General features: G+C 39.0%; 5 protein-coding genes. All 5 read right to left on the reverse strand.

The window, feature by feature from the left end; translation table 11 throughout:
* Positions 1–618, reverse strand: a 618-nt coding sequence (locus K6G87_RS02610; protein WP_296833498.1) for a carbohydrate ABC transporter permease, incomplete at its 3' end; no start/stop codon positions are given.
* Position 619: 1 nt separating this feature from the next.
* Complete coding sequence (locus K6G87_RS02615) at positions 620–1,558, reverse strand: carbohydrate ABC transporter permease (protein ID WP_296833501.1); 939 nt, start codon at positions 1,556–1,558, stop codon at positions 620–622.
* 11 nt (positions 1,559–1,569) lie between these two features.
* On the reverse strand, positions 1,570–4,521 hold the full coding sequence (locus K6G87_RS02620) for an extracellular solute-binding protein (protein WP_296833504.1): 2,952 nt from the start codon (positions 4,519–4,521) through the stop codon (positions 1,570–1,572).
* Between the two features lie 160 nt (positions 4,522–4,681).
* On the reverse strand, positions 4,682–7,756 hold the full coding sequence (locus tag K6G87_RS02625; protein WP_296833507.1) for a glycosyl hydrolase 115 family protein: 3,075 nt from the start codon (positions 7,754–7,756) through the stop codon (positions 4,682–4,684).
* A 27-nt stretch (positions 7,757–7,783) separates the two neighbouring features.
* Positions 7,784–9,343 (reverse strand): glycoside hydrolase family 43 protein, encoded by a 1,560-nt coding sequence (locus tag K6G87_RS02630; RefSeq protein ID WP_296833510.1) that lies wholly within the window; start codon positions 9,341–9,343, stop codon positions 7,784–7,786.
* Positions 9,344–9,601 lie beyond the last annotated feature (258 nt).

Here is a 9,601-nt window from a genome sequence, read left to right on the forward strand (position 1 = left end):
TCTCCACTCATTGGCACCGTCGATCTTGGCAGCTTCAATAAGTGATGTAGGAAGACCTTCCATGAACTGCTTCATAAGGAAGAGTCCCATAGGTGATGCGAACGCAGGAATTATGATTGCCCAATATGTATCAATCCATCCGAGCTTGTTCAGTATCAGGTAGTTAGGAATCTGTGTAACATAACCTGTGAACATCATCGCAACTGTTATGATCTTGAAAAATGTCTGACCACCTGGGAAATCGTACTTAGCAAGTACGAAAGCTGCCATAGAAGCAATGATCAGATGTCCAAAGGTACCTGCAAATGTTATCCATACTGTATTGAACAGGTATCTTGAAAATGTAACCCAGCTTTTACCCATTGTTACAAACAGATCCGAGAAGTTATCGAATGTCGGATTCTGAGGGAATATACGCGGAGGGAACTTAAAGAGTTCATCAAGAGGCTTTAAAGCACTGCTGACCGCATATATAATAGGGAAAGCCATTACTATTGCTACAAATAATAAAAACAGATATAAGAATATGTCGCCGATAATTGAGCGGTTAGGCTTCCTTCTCTTTACTAAGGGCTTACGATATTCTTTTTCTTTAACGACCTTTTCCTTTTTCTTCATTTTACGTACCAACTCTTCTCAACAGATTTTGAATTAACTTGTTACAAAGGATCATCATAAGGAACAGAATTGTTGCTATAGCACATGCATAACCCATTTCAAATCTTACTGAACCATAGTCTATAAGGTGAGTAACGATTGTGCTGGCTGCATAGTCAGTACTTGGGTTACCACAAAGGGCAATTGTTACATCAGCTACGCCAAATGCCTGTGTGATACTCATAACTGCACCGAACATAAGCATTGGTTTCATGTTAGGAAGCGTGATATACCACAGCTCCTGCCATCTGTTCTTTACACCATCCATGTAACCTGCTTCAAACTGTGCCTTATCGACACCCTGAAGACCTGCTACAAAGGAAAGGAAGCCTGTTCCCAAACTCATCCACAGAATAACCACCATACATATAGGAAGCATGTATGTCGGATTGATAAACCAAAGAATAGGTGTATCTATAATTCCGAGATTCATAAGTGCTGCGTTGACATATCCGTATGCATCACCTCTGAAGAATACTGAGAAGATAACATAACAGTTACCTGCAATTGATGGCGCATAGAATACGATTACCGCAATTGATCTGACCCATCTTGGAAGTTCGTTAATAAGCCATGCAAAAAGGAATGACATTATATAACCAAGAGGACCCGTTATAACCGCTATCATCAGCGTGTTCTTGACACTTGTAAGAAATACATCATCTTCAAGTATCAGTGATACATAGTTCTGCAATCCCAGAAACCTCGGTGGCTCCAAAATATTGTAGTAAGTAAAACTGTAATAAATTGAAGCTACAACCGGATAGACAAAAAACATTGCGAAAAGAATTGCATATGGTGCAAGGAATGCGTAACACATTTTGGACATCTTGGCCTTTTTGACCATTATTATGGCTTCACGCTTCCTCAGCTTAATATACTTACTGAAAAATTCTTTCATACCTTCTTCTCTCATTCCCCATAAATCGGCAAACCAAATTCTCGTCTCTTCTTGGTAATCTCATCATCAATCTTGATAGAGTAGTCAATTATGGTTTCTCGTGAATCTACCTTTTCGTTAAATACCTTTCGTATAGCGTTGGAAATATGTCTTCCTGTGTAATAACCACCAGGAACTTCTCTGATTCCAACTGTCTGATCCCACTGAGCATTTAATACTTCAATGTCATCTGAACTCCAGGACAAATTAGCGAAAGCTTCTCTGTTAGCAGTTGCATATCTGGCTGATGCACCAAGAAGAGCCTCGATCTCTCGACCGAATGTTACCTGTGTTTCAGGCTGTGCCCACCACTTCATGAATTCCCATGAATTCTGGCGAAGGTTTTCATCTTCTGTCTTGATCATCATTGTTGCTGCGCCGGATATAAAGTCTGAACGATCTATATAAGTAGTACCGTCTTCATTTTCACGAACTGTTCCAGGAATAAGAGTAAAGTCCCAAAGACCTCTTATTTCAGGTGCTGATACCATCAAAGTATTGTATGTAGAATATGGAGCAATACCAATTGGCATCTCACCTGAACGGAATCTTGAAACAAAGTCATAAATTGTAGGTATACCATAATCATTGAAATACCTTACATAATCATCAAAAGCTCTGATTCCTGCTTCATCGTCAACAGTAGTCTTGGTACCCTCTTCGTTATAAACATCTCCTCCATACTGGAAAAGAAGTGAGAAGTACATAGACAGATCAGGCTGAGCTGACATGATCGATGTGGAAGCTGCTGCACTTGCAGATGAACCTGCTGCCGTAGGTATACCAACTGAAAGGTTGTTACCCTGAATAGTAGGAAGCTCTGATATAAGCTCATCCCATGTATTAGGAATAGGAAGACCAAGCTCTTCCATAACGTCTTTTCTGTAGAACATTACGTTAAAGGTCTGAGTTTCAGGAACACCGTAAATATGACCGTCAAGTGTATACTGTTCGTATGAACTTTCTGAATAATACTTAAGTACTTCCTGATAATCAGAGAACTGCGTAATATCTTCAGCTGCGCCACGAAGTGCGTAGTTTACAGGCTGATCAGCACCTATAGAAAGAACTACATTAGGTCCTCTTCCTGCAAGTACTGCATTAAGAAGTGCTCCCGCATCAACTATCTCAACGTTTACTTTGATTCCTGTGCTTGTAGTAAAATCTTCATCGATCATGGACTTAAGGATTGTTCCCTGATCTCTACCAGTAAGAACCCATACCTTAACTACATCTTCGCCATCTCCGTATACATCACCAACTGCGTTGTAATCAACAAAGAATGAAACAAAGAATGACTTGATCTCATGTCCGATCTTGTCGAGAGCAGTTTCAGTATCCTTAACAGGTGATGTTCCTGATGCTGTAACTTCGATATAGTCAATATCAAGTCTTGTCATGCTAAGGTTAAGTGAAGCAGTACCAAGTGAAGTGATATTATCTTTAAATGTTGTAAACTCTGTAGTTATCTTATTAGGCTTTTCACAGAATCTTTCAAGCTGCTGGGCAACTGTCTGAGCTGTTGCAATTGAGTCAGCCTTCTGACCTGAATAGTCAACCATGTCATCAACTATCTTGTATAGTCTCTTTGACTCAAGATCCATAGCTTCCATGATCTCAGGATAAGTAGTCTCTATATGATAGTCTCTGTACTGGTCAGGTGTTGCTCCCGTGTAAACAAGGATCTTACGATATATCTGATTCAATCTGTATGTAGAATCCTCGATCTCTTCGAGAATATTACCAAGTTCTCCAAGAGAAGCTTCAAGTCTTATTGTGTGAGTTCCCTTTGTAAGATAGAAATTATAAGGATTACCATTTTCGTCAGATAAAGTTATAAGTGACCAGTTATTGGTATAAGGAAAAGAAATCTCTTCTACTTCTTTAAATGGTACCTCTCCATCAATATACAGAGTTCTGTTTGATACATTACCTCTTGAATAGTTCTGTCTTCCTTTAACAGTGAGATTATAAAAGCCATCTTCTTCTACTGTTACGTCCCATTCAATCCACTGTCCATTAGTTCTCCATGCTTCACCACCAACATAGTTAAGAACTGTATGCTTGAGTGACATAGGCTGAGTTGAGGGAGAGGATCTGTCATACTTTGCATAAAGTGATGATTCTGATCTTCTGGATGAATCTTCACCCTGAACTATCTGTGTGTATCCTTCAGACTGATTAGAACTGTTATCTTTATTGGCCGCTGTATATTCTTCATATGTTGCAAGTTGATATACACTTGTGAACTTCAGGCTCTTTATCGCCATTGGTTCGTTGACCGCTTCGAGTGTTACTTCATTCTCACCTTTATTAAGGTAGAACTTGTATGGCTCTGATATGTAACCAAGCTTATCTTTGAAGTATGCACTCTGCCAGCAGTACTCTTCGATCTGCTTAGGTCTTATTTCATTGCCCTGGTTATCAATTCTCTTATCTCCGTCATCAACCCATACTCTGGAAAAAGAAATATTGATAGCATCATCGAACGGGAGTTCTCCGTTAATGTATACTGCTCTTTCAGCAGCAACACCTCTTGACTCGGGCAGATAATACTCAAGGTAAAGGTTGTAGAAGCCTTCCTCAGGAGCATTTACTTTGAAGGATACCTTTGAATCAAGTTCTGTATAAAGAACATTGCTTTCTCCTTCATAGTTTGCCTCAAACTTGACATCGCCTTCAGCTTCATATGATGAAAGGTCAATATCAATATCCTGAGTTGAATCTTTGCTTCCCTCATGTTCTAAGAGATATCCGGTATAGCCACCCGTTCGCTCCATACCTTCAACATCCTTAGTAAGGTCCACCCCTTCGTACTTGTCCCTAAAGTTTTCGACCCTCTTTGTCAGAAACAATGCAGCGATGCCTATTACTGCCAGAACCGCTACAGCCCCGATTGCCAGGCCTTTCTTAATGCTTTTCATATACCTATCTCCTGCACTTGTTTTCATATATAAATTATACGTTCAGACAGTTACTCAAACTTCCTATTTATTGCGACTACCTTTTCACACATTGCTATCATTTGTTATCATCCACAATAGTGCTCAATTTGAGCCGCAATCGTTTAGTCAATATGACAAGTTATCTGCCATCCGAAGCTATAGGACCAAGAAATCCTTTGTGCCATTTGCTCTTAGAATGCTTAACAAGTATCCTTTCAATAACAATTCCGTCATCTGTAAGATCAACATCAAGTCTTCCAACTCCCTTATTACAGTGGAGTTTAAGGCTTTGTCTGTGCTCGCCTGCGAATATATCCTTGGACCAGTAGTAGTTGCTATTATCTCCGCCTACATATTTCTCATCGATAAGATTTAGCAAATATTGCTTTTCATCCCAGGTAATAGCAATTTTCAATGAATTGTCTTTAGTTACAGGATTGGAAGGAGCTATGATAAAGGTAAACTCATAATCACCCTCTTCTATAGTATTAATTAGGTAAGATATGTCATGAGACTTATCTTTTTCATCCTTAGTGCCAAGAGCTTTAAGTCCGCATGAATACTTGCCATAAGGACTTATGACTTTAAGTTCTCTTTCATTATCAGGGTTAAGCTTCTCATATTCAAAAGCTTCGATCGCAAGGCCTATAGAATCTCCGGTATTTACAGGAAGTCTTACTTCTTCAAATGCAGAAGGATGATCTTCTTTACTTATAAATGGAAGCCATTCATCAGGAATAACCGGAACAAGATGCTCTTTTTCAAGATCTTCATCTTTGTAACATGCTGCAAGAACCACAAGTGTTACTTTTTTATTGCCGGATGTCAAAAGAAGACTTCCCGCTACATAATAAGTATTGTTTCTATATATAATGCCTGACTTCTTGTCAGCGCTTCCTGCATCATCTGAAGCTTTGTCTTTTACAAGACTCATAAGCTTTTCTCTGTCTATTGTTACAGTGATCTCTTTTTCGCTTATCTTTTCATCAGCCTGTTCAAATGGAGGAAGCTTTCCGCACAACAAGTCAACGCTTATCCATTCTTCACTTGTCTCTATCTTCCATTCAAGTTCTTCATTTCCTCCATTTTCTATAAGGAAGGTCTGCGTATTAACTAAAGGCTTGATGAATTCATATAAGAAGAGATTCTTTCTGGTCCAGTCGCCTCCCATTGAATACTCACCTGTAAGAGGTACTGTTACTACCATTCTGTGTTTATTGGCAGGCCATATATATGATCTTGAAGGATACATATTCTCTTCTTCATTCCAGTATCTAAAACCTGTATGAGCAGAAAGCATCATTCCGTCCCATTTACCGCTTTCTATAGAATGGTAGGTGCTGATCAGATTTTTCTCTATTCTGTAGCACTTCTCGATTTCTTCTGCATAGAAGTTAGCTATTACTCTTCCCCTGTCAGCGCATGCCTTGTTCTTGCCGGCTGCTATCATCATTTCATAATGATTAGCAATGATCTTTGAAGGGAATATAACAAGTTCAAATAAAGCTGAATCTATTTCCTTAAGTCTCTTACCAAGGACGTACATCTCAAGTTCGTCGCATTTATGTTTTATCTCCTCTACTTTCTTATATATATGATCAGCTTCGCCGTAATTAAAGCTGTGAAGTGTAGAAGGATAAAGGCTTTCAGGCTTTCTGATACTGCTAAGATATGTATACTGGTCAAGAAGCTCTATTACCGTATTCTGCTCTTTGTCTTCAAGGAAGCCTTCAAACTGCTGAGCTGTCCAGTATTTAAGAAATCTCTGGTAAGGTTTCTCAGAATGAACGCTCCACTTCTCATAGTCATAAGCAAGTTCGAAGAAATATGAGATCGGGAATTCCTGAGGTTTAAGATCTCCAACATTAACAATCCAAATATCTCTTACTCCCTTGTCATAAGCTTCGCTCATCTGCTCACATACTTTTGGTATATATGTACTGTTAACCCATTCATATGAAACAGGATCACCATGATAGTCAAAATGGTAGTACATACCGAATCCACCGTTGTGAGTCTCACCGTTTTCGGGAAGTCTTCTCATATTGCCCTGATTGTCTTCGCACAGCATAAGTGTTATGCCGTCAAGACCATCCCAGCTTCTAAGTCCCTCAGTAGTCTCATCTCCAAAGTAGTACTTCTCAACTTCCTTATATATAGCAAGCATCATAGGAACTTCATCAGCATTATCACCATATACTTCTTTGATAAGATTTCTTTGTGTTAGTATAACTTCCTTAAGATAATCAATATTCTCTTTAAGGGTCGCTTCTCTTCCTAAAACCTCGCTATCTCTTTCTCCTCTCATACCAACAGTTATGATATTTTCAAAAGGAGCATTTCTCTTAAGTCCGTCTCTCCAGTAATTAGTAAGACCTTCCTTGTTCTTGTCAAAGTTCCAGGCATTGCCGTACTTGGAATCTTCGCCTCTTACAAGGTCCCACTCTTCACTATGTCTTGAACAAGGCTCATGATGGGAATTACTCATTACTATTCCAAGTTCATCTGCTAGTTCAGCGCTCAAAAGGCCAGGTCCATCAAGTGAGAAATTAGATGTCCACATGGCAGGCCAGAGGTAGTTACCTTTAAGTCTTAAGATAAGCTCAAAGACATTTTCATACATTTTTGCAGTAAATCCGCCGTAATGCTTCATAGTCCAGTTACCAAAAGAAGGCCATTCATCATTTATAAAAAGACCTCTGTACTTTACTGAAGGTTCTCTGGAAATAAAAGCATCCTCATCTGTCATAAGAAGCTCTTCTTTCTTTGCAGGTCTTACATCAGCAAAGTTAACCCAGGGCGATACGCCAAGAAGTTCAGACAAATGGAAAAGGCCGTATATTGTACCCCTTTTATCACTTCCTATGATCACAAGCCTTATTTCATCACTGCCTGGAGCCTTCTTAAAAAGAAATGCATATGCTTCTCTTCTTTTTTTCAGCGTATCCTCTTCTTCACTGCTCAAAGGAAGATCAGTTGATACTCCAAGAGTTCCGACAAATATACTTTTTATATAATTTGTACCGTTATCAGTATTATCTTTAGAGCTGTCTCCGATATCAGAATATGTCATGACTTTAGTAAACTCAGAAGTAATCCCCAGAACTTTATTGACATCTTCTGAAACCTTGTTCATGACTTTCTTAACACCGCTAAGAGTTCCTTTGGGATAAAAGAATATCAGGCTTTTTTGGTTATCGATTTTATAGTTCATATTCATGCTCTCCTGCGATCAAACACTTCACGCTTCATATTTAAAGTTTGTAAACACAGCCTCATTATCAAGATCCTTGCCTGTATTATCAAAAGCAAACATTCCTACAGTACAGCCTACAAAGCCGCCGGCAATTTCTGTTGAAAGAGCTCTGATATCCGCTTCATCAAATACTGTTTCCTTACCACCTATGAATGCGGAAGCCTTTGCAATTAATCCATTTACTTCAATTTTGAGAGTAACAGATACTTCATTTGAATCAGCAGTAACAAGATCCATAACATTCACAGATCCAAGCACCTTGTCCTTTTTGTCCTGTCTTAGTACAGCGCAGACTTCTTTGCCCTTAAGTAAAAGTCTTAATGAAAAGCTTTCATTCTGCATAAGGACAAGTCCCTTTGTAACTGCCTCATCATATATATTGTGGCAAACAGATACGCTTGCTTTAAATGCATGATCCTGAACTCTAAGACCAAGATATGAAGGGTTTGATTCTTCTGTTATAGGAAGCTTTGAAGCTTTCATTGCAAGGCCTTTTTGTGTAAGTTCATATCTATCCTGCTGCTCGTTTCTAAGTGTCAGAAACTCAGGTCCTATCTTATTCATAGAAGTAAAGTCGTAATCTTTAGAAGCTTTTACATCATCATCCCACAAGACCTCTTCAAGACCTGTATCAACTATGCTTGTAAGCTTTGCTACTCCCGGATTTACAACGGGCCAGCCATTTTCCCAGATAACCTTTGCAAGAAATGTCTCTCTTCCTATTGTTGTAAAGCCTTCCGTGCGCCTTACTCCCAGCATTACCATAAACCATTCACCAGCTGGCGTTTCCACAAGATCTGCATGTCCTACGTACTGCACCGGATACTGACTTCCCATATCTCTGTGAGTAATGATGGGATTATTCATATTGTTCTCATAAGGTCCGAAAAGAGATTTACTCCTGCAGACAGCTTCGCAGTGATTAGGTCCAGTTCCGCCCTCTGCATGCATGATGTAATAATAATCATCCTTTTTGTAAAGGTGAGGTCCCTCAGGCCAGATGATATTTCTCATTGAACCATTCCAAACATTGACTTTCTCTCCGCAGAACTGGAAAGTCTTACTGTCAAGCTCTCCTATGTATATGTAATAGTCTCCGCTATACTTCTCTCCCTCAGGATTGGGATGAGTTCCGATATAATAGCATTTTCCATCATCGTCAAAGAAAATACTGGGATCAATTCCGTCAGCTCCCTTGATGTAGACAGGCTCTGACCACGGTCCATTAATATCATCTGCTGTAACTATGAAGTTACCGCCCTTTGTGATATTGGTGCATACAACATAAAATTTGCCCTCATGGTATCTGATAGTCGGTGCGAACAGCCCCTGAGAAAGCCCTGTTCCATCAAGCGGAAGTGACTTGTCATTACAAAGGACATTGCCTATCTGATGCCAGTTAGCAAGATCTTTACTATGCATGATTGGAAGTCCCGGAAAATAAGCAAAAGATGAATTAAGAATGTAATAGTCATCATTTGCCCTGACAATAGATGGATCAGGATAGAAGCCCGAAAGAATCGGGTTTGTAGCAACTGCTTTCATATAATATTCCTCTCTGTAAAAATAAATAGATCATTTAGCTTATCAATTATTGCTAATTTCTCGCAAAATTCACTACTTTTCTAGCTTGTAGACTTATTATAAGTATTGTCATACTACGAAACTTGCCAGATATTGCGCACTCGTATTCAGAATTTGCTTACTTTAAATAGCAATAATTTTGTTGTTTTATCGATCCAAAAGTGTCATATTTTTTCTTATAAAATACAATAATTTTTCATGTATTTTTTTTAAATCTCA

This window comes from Butyrivibrio sp., from assembly GCF_024699075.1.